Below are 22771 nucleotides of genomic sequence, written 5' to 3'. Positions count from 1 at the left end.
GTCGACCCCTTCCATGGCCTGTCCGTTCCCTGGTATCCCTTCCCCTGCACGCCGCTGGCGGCGAGCTTACTCCTCTTCGCTCCAGTCGCTGGCGTCGATCAGATCATCGTCGTCGGCTTCATCGTCCCAGCCTTCGCGGATGGAGCGAGCCAGGGCGCGCTCCTCGAGCAGGGCTTCAAGGCGTTGGCGGGAGTCATTGCGTTGTGGCTTGGCAGGTGCGCTAGAGGGCGACAGCTCGAAGTCCACATCGGTGGGGCTGTCTTCGGCGAGTGCCGTGGCATCGATATCATCGAGGAATTGTTCACGGGCCATGGGCGGACCTCACGATCTTGGAACGACCTACCCGATATCCAGCGCCTGGACTGGCCTGTGATACCGGGCACCGCCAGCGGCGATGCGCCGAAGGCTCTCTGGCTATATACCGCCCGTTGACGAGGATGACAAGCCTTTCGCTCAGCTCGTCAGGGCTTTCGCCAACTGCCACTGGCGAGAGGCCCACAACGACAACGCCCACCGGTGGGGTGGGCGTTGATGGTGCCATGCGGCATCTGATCTTCAGTGACTGCTCTTCAGTGACCGTTCTTCACTCAGCGGCCTTGAGCGTCCGGCGCTCAATTGGACTCGCTGGGATGCTCCGCGCGCAGGCGTTCCAGCTCTTCCTTGGCGTTCATCAGGCCGGTGACATCCTTCTGGACGCCAACGAAATACTGCAGGTTGTCATGCTCATCGAAGACCGGTGTCATGGAAAGTTCATTCCAGAACAGGCTGCCATCCTTGCGATAGTTGCGCAGTATCTCGCGGCACGGGCGCTTGTCGCGCAGCGCGGCACGGATGTTGTCCAGCTGCGGCTGATCGCGGTCATCATTCTGCAGGAAGCGGCAATCGCGGTAGAGAATCTCGTCGGCGCTGTAACCGGTGAGGCGCTCGAAGCCCTGATTCACGTAGATCAGGATGTTCTCATCGCCTTCCTGTTCCGCCACCACGATGCCATCGTCCGAGGCATTCACGACTCTCTCGAGCAGCTCGGGGCTGATCATGTGGGGTCTTTTCATCTGACTCTGATCCTTGCGGCTTAAGAACCCGGCCATGAAGACCGAGCCCGAGAGTACGGGTATAGGGTGCCTGTCCGTGTGCCCGGACATTCCAGCACCATGATCGGTTTCACTATGGCGGGGAGACGCGGCTTATGCAATCGCAGCCGCTAATGTGACAGGGCCCGACATCGTTGTCAGGCCCTGTCAGCGTGAGAGTCGATCAGCTAGAAAGGGGGAAGGGGAGTAACAGGGGAGCCGTCACGCCCGCCCCGGCATGCTCAGTCGTCCTCCACCTCTGGCAGGCGCTGCGCGCAGAGCGCGGCACAGGCCGCGACGACCGCCAGAATCATCAGCAACCATTCACTGCCCAACCACTGGGCGAGCCCGCCGATCAACAACCCCAGCACCAGCATCAGCACGCCGGTCAGGGTGTTGGAGAGCGCGACGTAGAGGGCGCGATTGTCAGAGGTAGCGAGATCGACCACGTAGGTCTTGCGTCCCAGGCGGATACCGGCGTGGGCGATCACCAGCAGCCCGTAGACCAGTGCGTAGCTCCAGATGTTGTCGGCCAGCGCCAGTGGCCACCAGGCCATGCTGCCGGCCAGGGCGCAGCAGACGGCGGCGCCGGCCCCTGCGTTGCGCATCACGCGGCGACTGGAGGTGTCGGCCAGCCTGCCCCAGATGGGGCTGGCCAGCATGCCGGCCAGTCCTGATACCACCACCAGCACGCCCAGTCCGCCCAGGCTCTCACCGCTCTGCTGCTGGCCGAGCAAGGCGATATACGGCAGTGCCAGCGCGCTTGAGAGCAGCAGGGCGCGCGCCAGATTGAAGTTGCGGAAGGCGGCGTCATGCTTGAGCTGGATGACCCCGTCACGCACTGTCTCCCAGGCATTGGCGCCGCCGCTGGTGGCACCGCTGTCCTCGCGGATCATGGCGGCGCACAGGGCATTGAGTGTCCAGCCCAGCGCCGCGATGGCCATCAGTATCGCCAGCACCTGCTGACCGGGCTGCTCGCCCAGCAGCATCAAGGCGACACCAGCCAGCAGGGTCATCGCCCCCGCCACACTGCCACTCCAGCCCATCAGGCGCCCGCGGCGCTTCTTGGCGATGGTCTTGCCCAGCACGTCCTTGGTGGCGATGGAGGCCACCCCGCGCCCGAGCGACAGCAGGATCAACAGGATCAGTACCAGGCTGCCCGCGAGGGTGCCATCGAGTCCGTGACGCGTGGCGAAGTTGCCCTCGGCAAGCAGGCTGATCATCACCAGCCCCAGTGCCATCAAGGCCTGGATGGAGGCCCCGGCGACCCACACCCACTTGCGTTGCGGCAGTGGACGAATGAAGCCTGCCACCAGCAGCTGAGGCAGCAGGGCGCCCGCCTCGCGAATCGGCACCAGCAGCCCCACCATCCACACCGGCGCCCCGATCAACCCCAATAGCCACGGCAGTACCAGCCGCGCACTGGCCATCTCGTCGGCCAGCTTGGTACCCAGCGAGGCCAGCAGGTGACGCCAGAAATTGCCGGGTTGCTGGTGGCAGGCATCCTCGGAGATGTCCTTGCACATGCGCGAATCTTCATCGCCGGTCATGCGCTCGAAGAAGCGACTCTGACCGCTGCCCGACGGCCTCTCGTGGGCTTTGTCTGCAGACTCCCGCTCAGTCTCGCGGTCTTGAGCGTCTGACGGTGAGGAGGCCTCGGTAGAGGAAGACAGGGGTGACATGTGGCCAGGGCTCCGCTATCGGCGTCGTGTACGGGAAGTCGTGATGCAGATCACGCCCGTGCTGCCGGTTGAAGAAGGATCGATCGCAGTGCGACGTCACTGAAGGAATGACTGCGCCGAGTATAGTTTATGTACAGTTTGTGTGTAGGTTTTTGGTGTTGACCATTGCGCGACAGTGCAGTGAAGTGATCATTACATCATTGATTGGAGTAGGCACCACCATGGATCAGGCATCCACGCTGAAAGTCCGGATTCACTACTGCACCGGCTGCAACTGGCTGTTGCGAGCGGCCTGGTATGCACAGGAACTGCTGTCCACCTTCGGAGAAGACCTCGGTGAGGTGGCCTTGGCGCCGAGTCACGGCGGCCATTTCGAGGTGCTGTGCCAGGCCACTCCTGATTCGGAGTGGCTGGTACTGTGGGAGCGCAAGCGCGACGGCGGCTTCCCCGACAGTCGTGATCTCAAGCAGCGCGTGCGTGATGTCCTCGACCCTGAGCGCGATCTGGGCCATATCGACCGCGCCAGTCGTGAGCAGGGCTCGTAAGCAGCGCTTGTAAGTAGCGCTCATAAGCAGCTCCGCTACGCCATGGGCGCGCTCACCACCACTTCTTACGCTTGAGCAGCCACATCTGCATCGCGACCACGCCCAGCGTGATGCCGACGAAGGCAGCGAAGCCCCACTGGCTGTCGCTGCCCGGTATGCCGCCGACGTTGACCCCCAGCAGCCCGGTGAGAAAGCCCAGCGGCAGGAAGACGGCGGTGATGACCGACAACAGATACATGCGCTGGTTGAGCTGCTCGTTGTGCTCGCTCATGCGCTGTTCATGGATGATCAGCGCGCGTTCCTGCATGGCCTGGAAATCCTCCACGTAGCGCGACAGCTGGTTGGCGATCTCGCGCAGGTCCAGACGCGCCTGTTCATCGATCCACAACGGCCCCTGGGAGAGTTGTGCCAAGCAGTCGCGCTGTGGCCCCATGAAGCGTCGCAGGGTGATCAGGGGGCGCCGCAGGCGGGTAATGTCATCGGGGTCGATCTCGACATCATTGAGCTGGTCTTCCTCGATGATGGCGAGCTGCTCATCGAGGCGATGGCTGAGCTCCGCCACGCGATCGACCAGCGCATCGCTGATCATCGCCAACAGCCAGGAGATGCTTTCCGCGCCCTGGCCGGCTTCCAGTTGCTCACGCACCTGAGTGATCGACTGGAACGGCCGGCGGCGTAGGGTGATCAGGCGGGTCGGGCTCATCCACAGGCGCAGTGACAGCAGGTCCTCCGGCGCGGCGCCGGGATTGAGGTTGATGCCGCGCAGCGTGGTGACCATGCCGCCGCCGAAGCGCGCCACGCGCGGGCGGGTGTCCAGCTCGGTCAGGGCCTCGATGCTCGGCTCATCCAGCCGGGCAAGGTCGTCCAGGTAATCATTGACGTCGCCGCGGGTGTAATCGAGGTGCATCCAGATCAGCGCTTCTGGGTCCTGCCATTGCTCGCGCAGGCTGTCGTCATCGAGCAGGCTGGCGCCGCCCTTGCCATCCAGGCGATAGGCGCTGACCAGTGCCGTGGTCGGGGCATCTTCCGCAAAGGGCGCAGGTGTCGGCGCGGCTTGCGGATCAGTGGCATCAGTCATTCACGAAATTCCTTTTTGGTGGCGCGGCTTGCAGCAGCGGGCAGGGCACGCGATGCTCGAATGTCAGGCCGTGGGCATTGTCGCTGCCATCGCCATGATACTCATCGCCAGGAAGGCGATACCCGAAATGCGAGGAAGGATGCCATGAGTCAGGATAGGGAAGCCATGCTCTACGGTCTGGGCGCCGTGGCCCTGTGGTCGACGGTGGCGACCGCCTTCAAGCTGGCGCTTGAGCAGATGTCGCCGCTGGAGCTGGTATGGCTGGCGGCACTGGTGTCGTGGCTCTTGATCGGCGTGCTGATGTGGCGTCAGGGCAAGCTGCGCGAAGCGCTCACCACCGGCTGGCGGGGCGGCTGGCGTACGGCACTCTGGGCCGGGTTGATGAATCCGGTCGGCTACTATCTGGTGCTGTTCGGCGCCTACGCGCGGCTGCCGGGCCAGGAGGCGATGGCGCTCAATTACACCTGGGCGCTGGCGATGGCGTTTCTCGCCGTGCCGATTCTCGCGCAGCGCCTGACGCGCATCGATGTCGCGGCGGGGCTGATCGCCTACGCCGGTGTGTGGACCATCGCCACGCGTGGCGAGATATTCGATGTCGCCTTCGCCGACCCGCTGGGCGTCGGGCTGGCGCTGGGCTCGACCCTGCTGTGGGCGCTCTACTGGTTGCTCAATGCGCGTGATCCGCGCGCACCGCTGGTCGCCCAGTGGCAGAACTTCAGCATCGCCTTGCCGGTGCTGACGCTGCTGGTGGCCTTCGGGCCGGGCTTTGGCAACTTCATCGGCGCCAGCGCCAACCCCCAGGCGCTGACGGCGGGCATCTATGTCGGCCTGTGCGAGATGGGTATCGCCTTCGTGCTCTGGCAGCTGGCGGTGCACAAGGTGTCGCGCACCGCCAAGGTCTCCAACCTGATCTTCCTGTCGCCGCCCATCTCATTGACGCTGCTGCACTTCATCGTCGGCGAGCCGATTCTGACCTCGACGCTGGCGGGGCTGGTGCTGATTCTGGCCGGACTCGGCCTGCAGCAGCTGCAGAAGGCGCCGGCTGAGCTGTCACAATCGACCTGAGCGAGCCGTGCCGTCAGCGCACCGCCCGCCACTCGCTCGTCAGTCGTCGGGCAGGATGAGGCGATCGGCATCCACCACGATCAGCGGGTCCGGGGTGCCGATCATCTTCTTGTCCTTGCCGGGGTAGTCGAGCTGACTGAGCACATGGCGTAGCGCGCCGATACGGGCCCGGCGCTTGTCGTCGGAGCGGATCAGCGTCCAGGGCGCATGATCGCTGTGCGTGCGCGCGAACATCGCCTCGGCGGCATCGGTGTACTCATCCCATTTCTTCTGCGCCACGGCGTCCATCGGTGACAGCTTCCAGTGGGTCAACGGGTCGGCGGCGCGCTTGGCGAAGCGGATCGATTGCTCCTCGCGGGATACCGAGAAGTACAGCTTGACCAGGTGCAGACCATCCTCGACCCACAGGCGCTCCTGCTGGGGCACCTGCACCAGAAAGCGTTCGACTTCCTCCAGCGTGGCGAAGCCCATCACCGCCTCGACCCCCGCGCGGTTGTACCAGCTGCGATCGAACAGCACGATTTCGCCACTGGTGGGGAAGCGCGAGACGTAGCGCTGGAAATACCACTGACCCTTTTCCGTCTCGTTGGGCTTGTCGAGGGCGACGATGCGCGCGAAACGTGGATTGAGATACTCCATGAAGCGCTTGATGGTGCCGCCCTTGCCGGCGGCGTCACGCCCCTCGAACACGATGGCCAGGCGTCCGCCACTGTCGCGCAGCCAATGCTGCACCTTGAGCAGCTCGATCTGCAGCGCGCGCTTCTCAGCCTCATAGACCTTGCGCTTGAGGCGCTCGTCGTAGGGGTAGGCGTCACTGGAGACCGGCCCCAGCGTCATGCGCGGGGCATCGCCAGTGGCGTGCTTCTTGCTGGCCTTGCCCTTGGCGTCCTTGCGCTTGGCATCCCTGGCCTTCGAATGCGCCTTGCCGGCATCCGCCTTCCTGTTGTTGGATTTACTCATGGCAGTACTCCCTGTGAGGATGGGGCCTGGCCTCGACGACCGACGGCCCGGGCTGATGACGTCAGCGCTGCAAGGCCTCATGGCCCAGGCGGCCTGCCTGACAGGCACTGATCAGGCAGGCGCGGATTGTCATCTCGCGGCAAGGTAGGCGCATGCAAGCTGTCGTGATATGCGCCGCGCCTGATATGGATCAATCCGCTGATGCCGTGTGTTGCGCCAGTGGCGCGAGTGTCGGCCAGATGGTGTCGAGCAGTTGCGGTTGCGCCTTGGCGGTGGGGTGAATGCGGTCCTGCTGCATCAGCTTCTCGCTGGCCGGGGCCGTGGCGATGCCCTCGAGGATGAAGGGCACCAGCGGCACGGAATATTCGTCGGCCAGATCCCGATAGACCTGACGGAAGGCATCGGTGTAGGCCGGGCCGTAATTGGGCGGAATCTCGATGCCGAGCAGCACGGGCTGGGCATCAGCGTCCTCCACGGCCTCGATCATGCTGGCCAGATTGGCCTGCATGCGGGCGGGGGGCAGGCCACGCAGGCCGTCGTTGCCGCCCAGTTCGATCATCACCAGTGAAGGGTCGTGTCGCTCGAGGAGTGCCGGCAGACGGTTGAGGCCGCCTTCGGTCGTGTCGCCGCTGATGCTGGCATTGATGACCTCAGGCGCATCGCTGCCCAGGTTGTCCTCGAGGCGCTCGTCGAGCAGCGCGACCCAGCCCTGACTGCTGTCGATGCCGTAACCGGCCGAGATGGAGTCACCGACCACCAGCCAGGGGGCCGGCGCATCGGCCAGCGCCACCTGGGGCGTCAGCACGGCCACGAGGCTCAGTGCCGTACTGGCGAGGGCATTGCGCAGTCGCTTGAGTCCCGGCGTGCCGGGGGCTTTGCCATCGCTCGCCAGGCACTGGGTGTCACGGCGATTCACTAGCCATTTCTGCATTCATCATCTCCATCATCTGCACACTATTCATACCCGTTTCGGGGTCTGGAGTTCGTGCCCACCCCGTTCTCTACCATAAGCGAGCAGACACGATGTCACATAACGCCTCCATTAACGACGCGACGCATGCGTCGGATCAAACCTCGTCAGACACGCAGGCCAGCGCAACGCCTGCGCCGGTGCTGGAAGTGAGCGGGCTGGCGCAGCGGGTGACCAGTGGCGAAGGGCGCCTGACCATCCTCGAGGACCTGGAGCTTGCCGTGCAGGCCGGTGAGAGCGTCGCCATCATTGGGGCCAGCGGTTCCGGCAAGTCGACGCTGCTGGGCCTGCTGGCGGGGCTGGACAGCCCGAGCGAGGGCGATATTCGCCTGTTCGGAAGCTCGCTTGCGGGGCTTGATGAGGATGGCCGTGCGGCGCTGCGCGCGGGGCAGGTCGGCTTCGTGTTCCAGAACTTCCAGCTGTTGCCGACGCTGACGGCGCTGGAGAACGTGCTGATGCCGCTGGAGCTGGCCCCGCAGGGCGATATCGAGGCGCAGGCACGTGACTGGCTGACGCGGGTCGGGCTGGGAGAGCGACTCGATCACCTGCCGCGCCATCTGTCCGGCGGCGAGCAGCAGCGCGTGGCCATCGCACGCGCCTTTGTCGCGGGGCCGGGGCTGGTGTTCGCCGATGAGCCGACCGGCAATCTGGATACCGCCACCGGCGAGCGCATCGCGGAGCTGCTGTTCACCCTCAACCGTGAGCGGGGCACCACGCTGATTCTGGTCACCCATGATCTGACGTTGGCCAGGCGTTGTGATCGCTGCCTGAATCTCGAGGCCGGCAAACTGGTGGAGTGGAAGGATGAGGCGAGTGCGCCGGCCGTGGCGACGCCACAAGGAGGCGACGATGTCTGAGTCCCGGGTGTCTGACCGCGCGGCGACATCTTCCGCCAACGCGCAGCGCCCGCGTGGGGCGCGCCTGCCGCTGGCGCTGCGTGGCCTGCTGCGCGACCTGCGCGCCAGTGATGTGCGCGCGCTCTTTCTGGCACTGATGCTGGCGGTCGCCGCGACCACCATGATCGGCTTCTTCCTGGATCGTCTCGACCGTGGTCTCAATCGCCAGGCGAGCCAGCTGCTCGGCGGGGACCTGGTACTGGAGTCCAGCAACCCGCTGGACCCGCGCTTCGCCGAGGCCTTCCGCGCAGCGGGGCTTGAGATGTCGCCGCAGCTGGGCATGGTCTCGATGGCCTCGCACGGCGACAGCTTCGTGCTGTCGAGTCTCAAGGCGGTGTCGCCGGGCTATCCGCTCGCCGGCCGGGTGGAACTGGAGTCGGATGCCTCGGGCGAGGAGGCTCAGGCGCCAGGCACCAGTTCACGCGCGGAGATTCCGCCGCCGGGCGAGGCGTGGATCGTGCCGCGCCTCGCCATGGCGCTGTCGGCCGAGGTCGGCGATACCCTGACGGTCGGGCGCAAGCAGCTGACCATCAGTGGCCTGATCACGCGTGAGCCTGATCAGCAGGGTGGCTTTTCCGAGTTCAGTCCGCGCCTGATGTTCAACATGCAAGATCTCGACGCCACTGGTCTGATCCAGCCCGGCTCGCGGATGGAATATCGCCTGCTGGCGGCGGGCGACCCGGCGGCGGTGCAGCAGGCACGTGATGCCATCGCGCCGCTGCTGGCGAGTGCTGACAACGCCGAGGTGCGGCTCAAGGACGTGCGCGAAGACCGCCCGCGTCTGGGGCGCTCACTGGAGCGTGCCGACAAGTATCTGAGTCTGGCCGGGCTGGTGGCGGTGCTGCTGGCCGGGGTCGCGGTGGCGATGTCGACGCGCCGCTATGTGGAGCGTCATCTGGATAGCGCCGCGCTGTGGCGCTGCTTCGGTGCCTCTCAGCGTCAGTTGTCACGGCTGTTCGCGGCCCAGCTCGGCTGGTTGGCCCTGTTGGCAAGTACCGGAGGGGCGGTGCTGGGCCTGTTGGGGCAGATGGGGCTGGTGGCGCTGCTGGAGCGCTTCCTGCCGCTGGAGCTGCCCGCGCCGGGGCCGCTGCCGCTGGCGTTGGGGATTCTGACGGCGCTGGCGGTGCTGGTCGGCTTCGCCGGCCCGATGCTGCTGCGTCTGCGTCAGGTCAGCGCGCTCAAGGTGCTGCGGCGTGAGCTGGCCCCGCTGCCTGCCTCGGCGTGGGTGGTGGTGGCGATCGCCAGTCTGGTGTTCGGCGCCCTGATGTGGCTTTACTCGGGCGATCTCATGCTGGCGGCCGGCCTGCTGGTCGGTGGCATCATCGCGCTGGGCCTGTTGATGGTGGTGGGGCAGCTGCTGCTGTCGCTGATGCTCAAGGTAGTGGCCCGCATGCGCGGTCAGGGCGGCTGGAGCCGGCCGATTCGCCTCGCCGGCGGCATGCTGGCCAGGCGGCGCGGTGCCAGCCTCGGTCAACTGGTCGCCTTTGCCGTGACCTTCGCGGCGATGGCGTTGATCGCGCTGGTACGCGGTGACCTGATCACCCGCTGGCAGGCGCAGATTCCGACCGATGCGCCCAATCACTTCGCGATCAATATCCAGCCTGGAGAGCAGCAGGCCTTCGGCGAGCAGCTGACCGCGATGGTGGATGAGCAGGCCGGCGACAGCCAGAGCGAGCTCTACCCGATGGTGCGTGGACGTATCACGGCGCTCAAGGGCGAATCCCTGCTGGGACGCACCCAGCAGCGTCTGCAGGCAGCCCAGTCGGATCAGCCGGCGGCAGGCGGCATGCAGGAAGGGCGTAGTGACGAGGGGGATGGCGAGCAGCAGGGCGTCCCGCAGCGTGAGCTAAACCTGACCTGGCATCATGATCTGCCGGACCACAACCGCCTGTCGGCGGGCGAGTGGGCACCGATCAGTGACTTCGCCGATGCAGACAGCGAGACGCGCCGCCGCCTCGCCGCCGCGCAGGGCGTGCCGGTGTCGATGGAGGAGGAGCTTGCCGAGCGCATGGGGCTGGTCATCGGTGACAGCCTGTCGTTCACCATCGGCAGCGAGACCGTCAAGGCGCAGGTGGTCAATCTGCGCCATGTCGACTGGGACAGTTTCCTGCCCAACTTCTACGTCATCTTCCCGCCCGGTGCGCTCGAGAGCTTCGCCCACAGCTACATGACGGCGTTTCATCTCGAGGATGAGCGCAAGCTGGCGCCGCTGGTGCGCGACTACCCCAGCGTGTCGTTGATCAATATCGACGCCATTCTGACCCGTGTGCAGGAGCTGATTGCCCAGGTGTCGCGCGCGGTGGAGCTGATTCTGGGGCTGGTGCTGCTGGCGGGGGCCAGCGTGCTCTACGCGGCGCTGGTGGCCAGTCGTCCGGCACGTGAGCACGAAGGCGCGCTGTACAAGGTGTTCGGCGCCGGTCAGGGGCTGCTGGCACGCCTGCAGGCCGCTGAGTTCGTGCTGCTCGGTCTGCTCAGTGGGCTGCTGGCGGCGATGCTCGCCGAAGGCGCGGCGGTCGGACTCTATTCCGGCTGGCTGGGGCTGCCGGTGGTGCTGCATCCGTGGCTGTGGGTGCTGCTGCCGCTGGCGGGTGGTGTGCTGATCGGCGGGCTGGGCTTCTGGCTGTCACGAGAAGTGAGGCGCCAGCCGCCGATGGCGGGGCTGCGCGCCCTGCAGTGAGCGCCATCAGGCCTCGTCATCGCAGCGCTGGATGATGACGCCTGACGACCTCAACCTGCGGCCTCATGATCGTTGTCTCGGTCATGGGGCCGTCTTGCGTTAACAATGATGCTGATTCATGTGAATCGGACCGCTGGCTGAGGTATCATGCTGGTCCTGATCTTACCCCCAGATGGCGAGCCGGCCGCGCCGGAATTCGCTGTCGTCATCACCCTTCAGGCGAGGACACCCGATGTTCACCCGTGACATGCAGATTGCCGGTTTTGATGATGCGCTCCTGAGCGCCATGGACGACGAAGTCGTTCGCCAGGAAGCTCACATCGAGCTGATCGCCTCCGAGAACTACGCCAGCCCCCGCGTCATCCAGGCGCAAGGCTCCCAGCTGACCAACAAGTACGCGGAAGGCTACCCGGGCAAGCGTTACTACGGCGGTTGCGAGTTCGTCGACAAGGTCGAGCAGCTGGCCATCGATCGTGCCTGCGAACTGTTCGGTGCTACCTACGCCAACGTTCAGCCGCACGCCGGTTCCCAGGCCAACAGTGCCGTCTTCCAGGCGCTGGTCTCGCCGGGCGACACCATTCTGGGCATGAGCCTGGACGCGGGTGGTCACCTGACTCACGGTGCACGTCCGAACTTCTCCGGCAAGCACTACAACGCCGTGCAGTACGGTCTGGGCGAGAACGGCCTGATCGACTACGCCGAAGTCGCGCGTCTGGCGCGTGAGCACAAGCCGAAGATGATCATCGCCGGCTTCTCCGCCTACTCCCAGATCATCGACTGGGCCGAGTTCCGCAAGATCGCCGACGAAGTGGGTGCCTACCTGCTGGTCGATATGGCGCACGTGGCCGGTCTTGTCGCCGCTGGCGTCTACCCGAGCCCGCTGCCCCACGCCCACGTCGTCACCACCACCACGCACAAGACCCTGCGCGGTCCGCGTGGCGGCCTGATCCTGTCCGCCGAAGGCGATGCCGACATCGAGAAGAAGCTGAACTCCGCTGTCTTCCCGGGTGGCCAGGGCGGCCCGCTGATGCACGTCATCGCGGCCAAGGCGGTCTGCTTCAAGGAAGCGATGGACCCGGCCTTCACCACTTACCAGAAGCAAGTGGTCAAGAACGCCAAGGCGATGGCGTCCGTGTTCCTGGAGCGCGGCTTCGAAGTCGTCTCCGGCGGCACCGAAGACCACCTGTTCCTGCTGTCTCTGGTCAAGCAGGGCCTGACCGGCAAGGACGCTGACGCTGCGCTGGGCCGTGCCCACATCACCGTCAACAAGAACGCCGTACCGGGTGACCCGCAGTCGCCGTTCGTCACCTCCGGTCTGCGTATCGGTACCCCGGCCGTCACCACGCGTGGCTTCCAGGAGCAGGAGTGTCTGGAACTGGCCGGCTGGATCTGCGATATCCTCGATGCGATGGTCGCCGGCGATTCCGCCGCTGCCGAAGCCGAGGTGCAGGCCAAGGTCTCCGCCGTCTGTGCACGTCTGCCGGTCTACGCCTGAGGCGTGACGAGGTGCCAGCCCGGCTGGCCTTCACTGCAGGAGTGCTGACAGTGGCATAACGCTGTCATGCACCAGACAAGAAACGCCTGTCGCGCAAGCGGCAGGCGTTTTTTTGTGCCCGCACCACGGCCAGCCGAGGCCGAGTGGCGTGGTGCACAGCGGGGTGGGAGAGTGGTCAACCAGCGCTCAGAAAGATCAGCCTGTGCCTGGGAGCGGACGCGCTACGCTATTCTCGATGCCGGACACACTCTGCTCATCTTCGTGCAAGGAGGCTTTCATGGCCGTCATGCAGCACCATGCCTTTCTGATCCTGGTCGAGAACAGCGGCAATACCTCACTGAGCAGCCAGGGCAGCGGCGAGGTTCGCATTTCCGTCGCCACGCTGGGGACGCTGAGAGCCGCCGAGCGGTTGGTCAGTGAGCTGGTCGCCCAGGGCGTCAGCAGATCGAGCTGTCGGCCAGCTTCGGCGCGGCAGGCGAGGAAGCGCTGAGAACGGTGGTCGCGGACAGCGGTGCCGAGCGTACGGTGTCGATCGGCCGCGTGCGATTCACGGCCTGACGCCAGCACACGGGGAAATTGCCAGTACCTGAATAGCCCTTTCGCAACAGAGAGTTGCGTAAAGGTGTGACCAAAGTCGGGTCTCACCCTTGGTCTAGGGTGTCTTGTTGGCATGTCTGACATGGGCTATTCCTTGACGGACAAGAGCGCGCCGCGATGCATCCCGTGAAGGATGTGCGCGAGCTACAAATGACGCGCCACGCCATCAAGGAACGTTCGATCATGACCACGCCTCCCACGAGTGCCGCTGGCGGCAGCCCGCGTGCCAATGCCTCTTCTGGAAGGTCTGCCTCAGCCGGCGAGACCTCGACCACGCGTGTCGATGTCGCCGAATGGCTGGCGCAGGCCATCTTCGAGAATCGCTACCCGCCGGGCAGCCTGATTCCTCGTGAGCTGGACCTGTGCGATCAGCACGCCCAGAGCCGCGCCACCGTGCGCACCGCGATCCAGAGCCTGGTCAATGCCGGGATTCTCACCCGCACCACCGGCCAGGGCACCCGCGTCAATCCGCTCAGCGAGTGGCATCTGCTCGATCCGCGCGTGACCGGCTGGATGACGCGCTACGCGATGCCGCATCCGCAGCTGGCGCGGGACATCTACGCCTTCCGTATCTCCATCGAACCCTTCGTCGCCGCCCTGGCGGCCACCGAGGCCACCGCCCAGGACCTGTCCGCCATCGAGCAGGCCTACGACGGCATGGCCGCAGCGGTGCATGGCGGCAGCGCCATGGAGGAGTTCGACTGCGCCGATATCGCCTTCCACGACGCCATCTTCGCCGCGACCCACAACGTCATCTGGGCGCAGCTTGGCCATGTGCTCAAGCCGTCGATCAGCCTGCTGGTGGCGACTTCCAATCACAATGCCTCGGAGCTGGGTGACAGCCTCGGCCGCCATCGCGCGGTGATGGAGGCGATTCGTCTGCGCCAGCCCGATGCCGCCCACGCCGCGACCCTGCATGTGCTGGACCGCACCGGCCAGGACCTCGGGCTTGCCATGCCTGCGGCCTCTGAAGGCAGCCATCCCGCCGGGCGCGCCCAGGAACCGCTGGAGCTGCTGCGCCGCTTCGGCCAGCTGCCCAGCCTGTCTGCACCGCTATCAAGCGAGTGAACGGCACCTCGTGGCGTTTCGCCACGCCGAGAAGTGCCTGCACGTCTTCCACTGACCCTAGAACGTCATAACAACAAGCCAGGAGTTTCACCATGCCGCGTTCCACTATCTCGCCGCGCACCACTATCTCGCCGCTCACCACTACCTCGCCGCTCACCACTGTCGCTCCCGCCCGTGTCACGCTCAAGGCGCTGGCCCTGTCCACCGCCGTGGCCGCCACGCTGATCGCCACACCGAGCTGGGCCGCCGAGTACGAATGGACCTTCCAGACCTCCGAGACGGCCGGGGAGCCGCAGTTCGAGGTCAAGAAGGCCTGGGCCGACAGCATCAAGACCATGTCGGATGGCCGCATCGCCATCGAGATCCTGCCGGTCAATGCCGTGGTGCAGGCCAACCAGACGCTGGATGCCGTCAGCGCCGGCATCCTGCAGGGCCACCTGACCGATCCATCCTACTTCTCAGGCCAGAATCCGGCCTTCGGCATGCTGGGCAATCTGGTGGGGGCCTGGGGTGACCCGCTGGAATATCTCGAGTACATGCAGCACGGCGGCGGTGAGGAGCTCTACAACGAGCTGGTCGAGCCCTACGGCGTGCACCTGATCGGCGCGGGCGCCACCGGGCTTGAGTCCTTCGTCTCCAAGAAGCCGGTACGCACCGTCGATGACCTCAAGGGCCTCAAGGTGCGTGCGCCGGAAGGCATGGTCTACAACATCTTCCAGAAGGCCGGCGCGGCGCCCGTCAACCTGCCGGGCTCCGAGGTCTACACCGGTCTGGAGAAGGGCGTGATCGACGCGGCGGATTACACCGTCTTCGCCACCAATGATGACCAGGGCCTGCACAGCTTCGCCAAGTACCCGTCCTACCCGGGCTTCCACTCCTTGCCTATGGTGGCGGTGTCGATGAACAAGGGCATCTGGGACGGCCTGCCGGCGGATCTCAAGGCGATCATGGAGACCGCCACCGACGCGATGGCCTACGACATGGTCTTCACCCTCAAGGCGCGTGACATCAAGGCGGTGAGCGCGGCGCGTGCCAATCCGGATATCGAGGTGATCGACATGGCGCCGGAGGAGCGCGCCAAGTTCCGTCGCATCGCGCAGCAGGAGTGGAAGGTGTGGGCCGAGAAGAATGAGCTGACCGGCAAGGTCTACGAGTCCGTGGTCAGCTTCCTGACCGACCGCAACCTGATGTGAGCCCGCTGGCGCGCGGGATGGGCGCCAGCCGCCGTGTGGCAAGAGGCAGCTAGTCACGCTTTTGGCGACACGATCGCAGAACGATAACGACGCGGGAGATCAAGGTCGGCGTGCTCACTGGGCGCGCCGATTCTCCTTGAGGCAGCGAGTTAGCAAGGAATTCGATATGGCAGAACATGATGTGGCGTCGCCGGGGCTACCCGAGGCGTCGGATGACCACGACCCGAATCTGGGCACGCGAACGCCGCTGGACCGTCTGGTGGGCAAGGGCACGCGCGCCGCGGCGTGGCTGGTATTGCTGGCGATGGCGATCAGCGTGTTCGAGGTGGTGATGCGCTATGGTCTCGATTCGCCGACCTCCTGGGTGCACGAGACGGTGATCTTCCTGGTCGCGACCAGCTTCGCGCTGGGCGGCCCGGCGGCCCTGGCCAACAATCGCCATATTCGCGTGCGTGTGCTCTACGACCTGGTCGGCACGCGCTTTCGCTACGTGCTGGACTGTTTCAATGACGTGATGACGTTCGTCTTCTGTCTGGCGATGAGCTATGCGGGCTGGGTGATGTTCTGGCGTGCCTCGCACAGTCCGCTGGGCGAGTGGCAGCTGGAGCGATCCGGCACCTCATGGAATCCGCCGTTTCCGGCGCTGACCAAGGGCGTGATCCTGTTCGCGCTGGCGGTGATGACCCTGCAGGCGCTGTGGCATCTCTACCAGACCTTCTTCTCGCCCCGTCCGCCCGAGGGCGGCAGTGAGGGAAGTGGCGCATCCGACGCCACTCCCGATGCCGCTCCCGACGCCACAGCTGACCACAAGGAGCCGCGCTGATGGATATCGCAACGGCTACGATGCTGCTGGTCGGCGGCATCTTCGCGCTGCTGGTCACCGGCCTGCCGCTGGCCTTCGTCACCGGCCTGGTCGCGCTGGCCTACACCTTCGGCTGGTTCGGCCCGATGGCGCTGCCGCTGGTCACCAGTCGTGTCTATGGCTTCGTCACCGAGTATTCGCTGGTGGCGGTGCCGATGTTCGTGTTGATGGCCTCGCTGCTGGATCGCTCGGGGATCGCCAAGGACCTGTTCAATGCCATGCGCGTGATGGCAGGGCGACTGCCCGGCGGCGTGGCGATCCAGACCATCGTGGTGGCGTTCTTCCTCGCCGCGATGTCCGGCATCATCGGCGGCGAGATCGTGCTGCTGGGGATTCTGGCACTGCCGCAGATGCTCAGGCTCGGCTATGACAAGCACATCGCCATCGGCGTGGTGTGTGCCGGCGGCTCGCTGGGCACCATGATGCCGCCCTCCATCGTGCTGATCATCTATGGCCTGATCGCCAACCAGTCGATCGCGGACCTGTTCACCGCGGCGATCACCCCGGCCATCGTGCTGATGGCAAGCTACATCATCTACGTGCTGATCCGCTGCCTGCGCAACCCTTCACTGGGGCCGGTGATGCCCGAGGAGGAGCGCCGCGCCAGCTTCCAGAGCAAGCGTGAGCTGCTCAAGGCCATCGGTGTGCCGGCGGTCATCGCGGGGCTGGTGCTGGGCTCCATCTACGGTGGCGTGGCCTCGGTGACCGAAGCCGCGGCGATGGGCAGCTTCGGCGTGCTGGTGGCGGTGATGCTGCGCGGCGAGTTCTCCATCACCCTGATGCAGCGTGCGCTATCCCAGACCATGAACACCTGCGGCATGATCATCTGGATCGGTATCGGCGCGGCGGCGCTGGTCGGGGTCTACAACCTGATGGGCGGCAACCGCTTCGTGTCGAGCATGATTCTCGGCCTGGATATCCCGCCGCTGGCGATCATCATGGTGATGATGGCGATCCTGCTGCTGCTGGGGCTGTTCCTCGACTGGATCGGCATCGCGATGCTGACCCTGCCGATCTTCGTGCCGATCATCGTGCAGCTCGGCTACGACCCGGTATGGTTCGGCGTGCTGTTCGCGGTCAACATGCAGGTGTCCTTCCTGTCGCCACCCTTCGGGCCTGCCGCCTTCTATCTGAAAGGCGTGGCACCGGAAGGTATCAGTCTCAAGGATATCTTCGTCTCGCTGCTGCCGTTCATCGCCATCCAGCTGTGCGTGCTGGCGATGTTGCTGCTGTGGCCGCAACTGTCGCTGTGGCTGGTCTAGTCTCTACAGACGTTGCCCGCTTGCCGAAGACTCGACGCCCTCGCAGATGCGAGGGCGTCGTCGTTGGTGACGAAAGATTTGCGCCGTCGTGTGGCGGGGCATCATGCAAGGCAGGCTTTGTGCTCTCTTGTGGTGCAAATGAGCGGACGCACAAACACGGTCACGATGAGAGGGGGCAGGCTGTCATGGCAGATGCACCATCTTGGCACATTCCCTGCAATGCTCTTGCAATGCCTGTCCGGTGCCACGAGATCCTGTCGAGGTGACCCCCGACACGCTGCAGCACTTCACGAGGAGAGTTCACATGTCAGAGACTCAAGCACCGCTGTTGTTGCTGACCGATCTGGATGGCTCGCTGCTGGATCACCACGATTACTCGCCGGGGCCGGCGCGCAGCTGGCTGACCCGCCTGCGCGCGCGCGGTGCCTGGATCGTCCCCAACACCTCCAAGACGGCGGCCGAACTGGCGCCGCTGATGGACTCGCTGGGCTTGGCGGGCCAGCCGTGGATCGCCGAGAACGGCGGCGTGGTGGCGTTGCCGGCCGATTGGCTGAGCGCCTACCCGCTGGAAGAGGCCAGCACCCCGGATGCACACGGCCTGTGTCGTATCGCGGTGGCGATGCCCCGCGACAGGATTCTCGCGGTGCTGGAGGAGCTGAGCGGAGAATTCGCCTTCGAGGGCTTCGCCTCGATGTCGGTGGCGAGAATCAGCGAACTGACGGGGCTGGGGGAGGGCGACGCGGCCCTGGCGGGACAGCGTGATGCCAGTGAACCGCTGGTGTGGCGCGACGCGCCGGAGCGTCTCGAGGACTTTCGCACGCGCCTGGCCAGTCATGGCCTCAAGCTGACACGTGGTGGGCGCTTCCACCATGTGACCGGGGACAGCGACAAGGGCGTGGCAGCGCGCTATCTGATCGCCCGCTACCGGCTCTGCGAGCGGGTGCGCCCCTGGACGCTGGGCTTCGGTGATGGCGCCAATGACCTGCCACTGCTGGCCGCCGTCGACAACGCTGTGCTGATCCCTGGCGTCGGTGATACCTCACAGCGTGATCGGGAGCTTGCCGATTATCCGCAACTGGCGGATGAACGCCGCTGTTTTCGCGCCAATCTCCCCGGACCGCAGGGATGGGTCGAGGGATTGCGTCACTGGCTGGCCAATGGCCAGCCGGAAGAATGGACATCCAGAGGTCTGGGCGCCTGACGCCTGCCTGATGCGTGTCTTCGGCATGACAAGGAGCTGACATGAGCGATTTTTACCAGAATGGCATCATCACCAACTTCCATAACCTGACCGATCGTCCGGTGGAAGATCTCGAAGCGGACCTGATGCGCTTCTCCCGCAAGCGACCGATGAGCCTGATTCTGCCGTCGCTGTATTCCGAGCTGGAAGGCCCGGCGCTCAAGCATATCGTCGAGGAGCTGGCCCAGGTGCCCTACCTCAGCGAGATCGTGATCGGGCTGGACCGCGCCGACCGTGACCAGTTCGAGCATGCCAAGGAGTTCTTCTCACATCTGCCGCAGCATCACCGCATCCTGTGGAACGACGGCCCGCGTCTGCGGGCGCTGGATGAGGAGCTGACCGAGCATGGCCTGGCGCCGATGGAGGCCGGCAAGGGGCGCAATGTCTGGTACTGCTCCGGTTACGTGCAGGCCTCGGGCATCGCCGAGGCGGTGGCACTGCATGACTGCGATATCGTCACCTATGACCGCGGCCTGCTGGCGCGGCTGATCTACCCGGTGGCCCATCCGCAGTTCAACTACGAGTTCTGCAAGGGCTACTACTCGCGCATCGCCCAGGGCAAGCTGAACGGCCGCGTGGCGCGCCTGATGGTCACGCCGTTGATCCGTGCGCTCAAGAAGGTCTATGGCCCGCTGCCGTACCTGGATTATCTCGACAGCTATCGCTATCCGCTGTCCGGCGAGTTCTCGATGCGCACCGACGTGCTGGCGGATATCCGCATTCCCAGTGACTGGGGGCTGGAGATCGGCGTGCTGTCCGAGGTGCATCGCAACTATTCCACCAAGCGCCTGTGTCAGGTGGATATCGCCGATGCCTACGATCACAAGCACCAGCCGCTGTCCGAGGAAGATGCGCTGGGCGGCTTGAATCGCATGAGTCTGGACATCGCCAAGGCCATGTATCGCAAGCTGGCCACGCTGGGCGTCGAGATGCACGGCGAAACCTTCCGCACCATCAAGGCCACCTATTACCGTATCGCGCTGGACCTGATCGAGACCTACTACAACGATGCCGTCATGAATGGCCTGACGGTGGACCGCCACAGCGAGGAAGCGGCGGTGGAGCTTTTCGCCTCCAACATCATGGATGCCGGCAGCGCCTTCCTCGACAATCCGCGCGACAAGCCCTTCATCCCGAGCTGGAACCGGGTGCAGTCAGCCGTGCCGGACCTGCTCGAGCGCATGCACGAAGCGGTGGAGCTGGACAACCAGTAACGCTCGCGGCGGGAAACAGCAAGACCAACGACAACGGGGCTGCCACTGGCAGCCCCGTTGTCGTTGGCAGGAGGAGAAAAAGAGGGCGTCAGACGACCTCGATGGCCGGCGGGCGCACGGTTTGCTCCATCAGCCAGGCCGCCTGATAGGGACGGCGAGCCATGGTGGGGTCGTAGGCCTTGTCGTGGCACAGGTGGTCGGTCAGCGCGACGCCTTGCCAGCTTTCCGGCAGAGGCAGCACGCGCGGCTGATCCGTGACATTGAGGGCGAACAGCAGGCGACGCCCTTCATGGGTGACACGCTCGAAGACGAAGAAATCCGGGCCGACATCGAAGACATTCTGGTCGGCGTCCGGGTGGAAGCAGGGTTCGTTGCGGCGCAGTGCCATGCGGCGCTTGAGGGCGTGGAAGACCTCATGGGTCGCGGTGTTGGGGCTTGCCAGCAGCGCTTCCAGTTCATCACGCTGCCATTTGCGGCGGTTGATGGCGCGCAGATGGCCATCGCGCTCGACGCCTTCCTGGTGGTTGGGAGTCGCGGTCAGCGAGTGGATGTACAGCCCCGGGATGCCCTGCAGGCTCAGCATCAGGGTCTGGCTGGCGATGAAGCGCTCGATCTGCCACGGGTCCTGGCCGCGCCGCGTGCCCTTGAGCGCATCGAAGTAGCTGATGTTGAGCTCATAGGGGGTGTCGGCGCGCCCGGGGTTGGCGCGCATGCTGACGTAGCCACCGAAGTCATGCACCAGCCGCACCAGGGTGTCGCGCTCGTGGTCGGGCAGCAGTCCCTCAAGGGCACGAACGCCGATACCATCGTGGCTGGCGGTGAAGTTGAAGTAGCTGCAGCCGGAAGGCAGTGACGGCAGGCTGGCGGCCCACTGGGTCAGGGCGCTGGCATCGCCGGAGGTCAGGGTGTGCAGCGTCAGCGGCGGCAGCGTGAACTGATAGATCAGGTGCGCTTCATCGGCCTGGGCGCTGCCCTCGATGGCGGTGAGGTCGTGCTGTGACAGGCGATCGAGCCCGAAGTAGGACATGTTCTCGGCGTGGGGCACGTTGGTCTCGGTGATCAACAGGCTGCCCGGCGCCAGATGGTCGACGATGGCGCGCAGCAGGCGCACCACGGCGTGTGTCTCCGGCAGGTGGATGCAGGAGGTGCCCTGGCGTTTCCACAGGAAGGCCACTGCATCGAGGCGGATGATGCCCGCGCCCTGCTCGAGGTAATAAAGCAGGATGCCGATGAATTCGAGCAGCACATCGGGATTGGCGAAGTTCAGGTCGATCTGGTCATCCGAGAAGGTTGCCCAAAGATGGCGCAGGCCACGACGGGTATGCACCGGCGTGAGCAGTGCAGACGGGCGCGGGCGCACGACCTCGGAGACATCGGTGTCGGGGTCCATCTCGATGAAGTAGTCGCGGCCGGGCTGCACGCCGGCCAGATAATCGGCGAACCACAGTGACTCGCGCGAGCAGTGATTGATGACCAGGTCTGCCATCAGGTCGCGCTGCTCGCTCAGGCGCCGGATGTCCTGCCAGTCGCCGAGGACCGGATTGACCTCGCGATAGTGGATGACGCTGAAGCCGTCATCGCTGCTCCACGGAAAGAAGGGCAGCACGTGGACACCGGACAGGCTGTCGTCCAGTCGGCTGGCGAGGAAGTCGTGCAGGGTCGCCAGAGGCGCCTCGCCTTCCTGCTGCAGGCTGTCGCCGTAGGTGATCAGCCACTGGTCGCGCTCGCTCCAGAGCGGTTCGCCTTCCGGTACGCGGGGGTTGAGGCGCGTGCGATGGAAATCCAGCACCGTCTCCAGGCGTCTGAGGACTTCCTCATGACGCTGTGGGTAGATCTCGGCGAGCAGGCGTGTAGCGTGCGCCTGGAAATCAGCTTGCGAGAGACGTTTGGCGAGAGAGACTCTGGCGCGTGGCCTGGCGTTGCCCTCGCTCGGCGCAGGATCGGAGGCAGTGGATGTCGAGTGATCGGGAGATGACGTATCGGACATGGGCAATCCTCGTGGCAGAAAAAGCGGTCAGACTCTGCCTCGTGAGCCGCAATGGGCAGAGCGTGTCGCGGGTGATCTTCGGGAAGCCCGCCGGCGCAATCCTGGGGGGCCGGTGGCAAGACTGGAAATCACATATCAGATGAAGTCGGCTGGCCGTCGTTTGGTGAAATGCCTGAATAGCGCATCGCTCAGCGGCGCCCGTGGGTGACGGCCTGGCGCCTTTACTCATGAGTCATGCACGCCTTGGGCCAGATTCGTCAAGCCTGCAAGGCAGGACGGCCAGCCTGCATGTGCCGGCTGGCCGTCCTGTCCGGCGTCATGTGGCCTGCGGCCAGCTGACGCCACTGCGCTTCATGACATGCTTTACTTGCGCAGCACGCGATACAGAATCAGCAGAATGACGGCGCCGAGCACGGCGATGACAAAGCTGGCCAGATTGAATCCCGTCACTTCACCGAAGCCCATCAGGGTGCCGACCCAGCCACCGACCACGGCACCCAGAATGCCGATGATGCTGGTGACGATGATGCCACCCGGGTCCTTGCCGGGCACGATCACCTTGGCGATGATGCCGGCAATAAGACCGAATATGATCCATGCAATGATTCCCATGTCGCAGCTCCTTGCGTCATCGTGATCAATCTCGCGGCAGAGATCATCCGCCGCCAGTCGTGAAAGGATTTCACGGCTTGGGCAAGCGTCCTTGTGAGGCGCTGCACCCTGATGTCATCTTTCGGTTATCGGGCGGGGATTTCAAGCCTGCCGGGCAGGTTGATTGACGCTTTCGCCGCGGTGTCCGCCCCCCGGGGCGACAGTGCAGGAAACTCCTGTCGCCCTTTGGTCGCTCCCCAAGACTAGTTCAGTCATGTCGAGGCTGACATAGGCTCCCGTGGCGGGGCCTTAACGGTTA

At 65.0% G+C, this 22771-nt stretch carries 20 protein-coding genes; 12 read left to right on the top strand and 8 right to left on the bottom strand.

Annotation, left to right across the window (positions count from 1 at the left end):
• Positions 1-66: 66 nt before the first annotated feature.
• The 3 genes from QD356_RS11930 to QD356_RS11920 form a co-directional block, all read right to left on the bottom strand.
• Complete coding sequence (locus QD356_RS11930) at positions 67-312, bottom strand: hypothetical protein (RefSeq protein ID WP_192837524.1); 246 nt, start codon at positions 310-312, stop codon at positions 67-69.
• Positions 313-611: 299 nt separating this feature from the next.
• A complete protein-coding gene (locus QD356_RS11925; RefSeq protein ID WP_192837525.1) occupies positions 612-1052 on the bottom strand; it encodes a PAS domain-containing protein in 441 nt (146 codons plus the stop codon).
• Between the two features lie 260 nt (positions 1053-1312).
• On the bottom strand, positions 1313-2620 hold the full coding sequence (locus QD356_RS11920; protein WP_225996357.1) for an MFS transporter: 1308 nt from the start codon (positions 2618-2620) through the stop codon (positions 1313-1315).
• Positions 2621-2973: 353 nt separating this feature from the next.
• Here QD356_RS11920 and QD356_RS11915 point away from each other — a divergent pair, with 353 nt between their 5' ends.
• Positions 2974-3297 (top strand): SelT/SelW/SelH family protein, encoded by a 324-nt coding sequence (locus tag QD356_RS11915; RefSeq protein ID WP_054555551.1) that lies wholly within the window; start codon positions 2974-2976, stop codon positions 3295-3297.
• Positions 3298-3349: 52 nt separating this feature from the next.
• On the opposite strand, the gene QD356_RS11910 is transcribed toward QD356_RS11915, so the two are convergent.
• Positions 3350-4375: a zinc transporter ZntB gene (locus QD356_RS11910; protein ID WP_192837527.1), complete on the bottom strand. Its 1026-nt coding sequence runs from the start codon at positions 4373-4375 to the stop codon at positions 3350-3352.
• A gap of 144 nt (positions 4376-4519) precedes the next feature.
• Here QD356_RS11910 and QD356_RS11905 point away from each other — a divergent pair, with 144 nt between their 5' ends.
• A complete protein-coding gene (locus tag QD356_RS11905; RefSeq protein WP_192837528.1) occupies positions 4520-5440 on the top strand; it encodes a DMT family transporter in 921 nt (306 codons plus the stop codon).
• A gap of 39 nt (positions 5441-5479) precedes the next feature.
• Here the strand turns inward: QD356_RS11905 and ppk2 are convergent, their stop codons facing one another.
• Together ppk2 and QD356_RS11895 are read right to left on the bottom strand one after the other, a co-directional pair.
• Positions 5480-6400: a polyphosphate kinase 2 gene (ppk2, locus tag QD356_RS11900; RefSeq protein ID WP_192837529.1), complete on the bottom strand. Its 921-nt coding sequence runs from the start codon at positions 6398-6400 to the stop codon at positions 5480-5482.
• A 190-nt stretch (positions 6401-6590) separates the two neighbouring features.
• Positions 6591-7331, bottom strand: a complete 741-nt coding sequence (locus QD356_RS11895) for an arylesterase (protein ID WP_192837530.1) — start codon at positions 7329-7331, stop codon at positions 6591-6593.
• A gap of 92 nt (positions 7332-7423) precedes the next feature.
• Here QD356_RS11895 and QD356_RS11890 point away from each other — a divergent pair, with 92 nt between their 5' ends.
• From QD356_RS11890 to QD356_RS11845, 10 genes are all read left to right on the top strand, one after another.
• Positions 7424-8227, top strand: coding sequence for an ABC transporter ATP-binding protein (locus QD356_RS11890; protein ID WP_192837531.1), 804 nt, complete (start codon positions 7424-7426; stop codon positions 8225-8227).
• Positions 8220-10943 (top strand): FtsX-like permease family protein, encoded by a 2724-nt coding sequence (locus QD356_RS11885; RefSeq protein WP_192837532.1) that lies wholly within the window; start codon positions 8220-8222, stop codon positions 10941-10943. The genes QD356_RS11890 and QD356_RS11885 overlap by 8 nt, the downstream gene beginning before the upstream one ends.
• Before the next feature lie 232 nt (positions 10944-11175).
• Positions 11176-12438, top strand: a complete 1263-nt coding sequence (gene glyA / locus QD356_RS11880) for a serine hydroxymethyltransferase (RefSeq protein ID WP_153636359.1) — start codon at positions 11176-11178, stop codon at positions 12436-12438.
• A 277-nt stretch (positions 12439-12715) separates the two neighbouring features.
• The gene (locus QD356_RS11875) at positions 12716-12928 is read left to right on the top strand and encodes a hypothetical protein (RefSeq protein WP_192837533.1); all 213 of its coding nucleotides are present in this window, start codon (positions 12716-12718) and stop codon (positions 12926-12928) included.
• Positions 12929-13218: 290 nt separating this feature from the next.
• The gene (locus QD356_RS11870; RefSeq protein ID WP_192837534.1) at positions 13219-14103 is read left to right on the top strand and encodes an FCD domain-containing protein; all 885 of its coding nucleotides are present in this window, start codon (positions 13219-13221) and stop codon (positions 14101-14103) included.
• A 92-nt stretch (positions 14104-14195) separates the two neighbouring features.
• The gene (locus QD356_RS11865) at positions 14196-15296 is read left to right on the top strand and encodes a TRAP transporter substrate-binding protein (protein WP_192837535.1); all 1101 of its coding nucleotides are present in this window, start codon (positions 14196-14198) and stop codon (positions 15294-15296) included.
• Between the two features lie 166 nt (positions 15297-15462).
• Positions 15463-16119 (top strand): TRAP transporter small permease, encoded by a 657-nt coding sequence (locus tag QD356_RS11860; RefSeq protein ID WP_192837536.1) that lies wholly within the window; start codon positions 15463-15465, stop codon positions 16117-16119.
• The gene (locus tag QD356_RS11855; RefSeq protein WP_043331381.1) at positions 16119-17420 is read left to right on the top strand and encodes a TRAP transporter large permease subunit; all 1302 of its coding nucleotides are present in this window, start codon (positions 16119-16121) and stop codon (positions 17418-17420) included. Before QD356_RS11860 ends, QD356_RS11855 begins: the two co-directional genes overlap by 1 nt.
• A 304-nt stretch (positions 17421-17724) precedes the next feature.
• Positions 17725-18621 (top strand): HAD-IIB family hydrolase, encoded by an 897-nt coding sequence (locus QD356_RS11850; RefSeq protein ID WP_192837537.1) that lies wholly within the window; start codon positions 17725-17727, stop codon positions 18619-18621.
• Between the two features lie 41 nt (positions 18622-18662).
• Positions 18663-19874, top strand: coding sequence for a glycosyl transferase (locus QD356_RS11845; protein WP_107336217.1), 1212 nt, complete (start codon positions 18663-18665; stop codon positions 19872-19874).
• Between the two features lie 88 nt (positions 19875-19962).
• Here QD356_RS11845 and QD356_RS11840 read toward each other — a convergent pair whose 3' ends face one another.
• Both QD356_RS11840 and QD356_RS11835 read right to left on the bottom strand, forming a co-directional pair.
• The gene (locus QD356_RS11840; protein WP_192837538.1) at positions 19963-21861 is read right to left on the bottom strand and encodes a sugar phosphorylase; all 1899 of its coding nucleotides are present in this window, start codon (positions 21859-21861) and stop codon (positions 19963-19965) included.
• 363 nt (positions 21862-22224) lie between these two features.
• Positions 22225-22473: a GlsB/YeaQ/YmgE family stress response membrane protein gene (locus QD356_RS11835; protein WP_043331379.1), complete on the bottom strand. Its 249-nt coding sequence runs from the start codon at positions 22471-22473 to the stop codon at positions 22225-22227.
• Between the last annotated feature and the right edge of the window lie 298 nt (positions 22474-22771).

It is taken from the genome of Cobetia sp. 2AS, from assembly GCF_029846355.1.
Lineage (GTDB): Bacteria > Pseudomonadota > Gammaproteobacteria > Pseudomonadales > Halomonadaceae > Cobetia > Cobetia amphilecti.
This window is presented reverse-complemented; position numbering and strand designations above follow the sequence as displayed.